We start from the raw sequence: 266 nt of genomic DNA on the forward strand, positions 1-266 counted from the left end.
ATGAGCGATCTCGATCTGGAATTTCATGGCCATGACGATCTCGGCCTCGCCACCGCGAATACGTTGGCGGCGATCCGTGGTGGGGCGACCCACGCCTCCGTCTGCGTTCTCGGTATCGGCGAGCGCGCCGGCAATGCGGCGCTCGAAGAGGTGGCGACCGCTCTCGACCATATCGGCGCCCATAAGAGCGGGGTCGACCTCATGCATTTGACGAGGCTCGCCGAACTCGTGGCGGAGGCTGCGGGCCGTCCGATCCCGGAATCGAA

1 pseudogene is annotated in these 266 nt (G+C 65.0%); it reads left to right on the forward strand.

Annotated features, from left to right (window positions below):
* Positions 1–266, forward strand: a pseudogene (locus CH341_RS32725) (homocitrate synthase); the annotation flags it as partial.

The organism is Rhodoplanes roseus (assembly GCF_003258865.1).
In the GTDB taxonomy this organism is placed as follows: domain Bacteria; phylum Pseudomonadota; class Alphaproteobacteria; order Rhizobiales; family Xanthobacteraceae; genus Rhodoplanes; species Rhodoplanes roseus.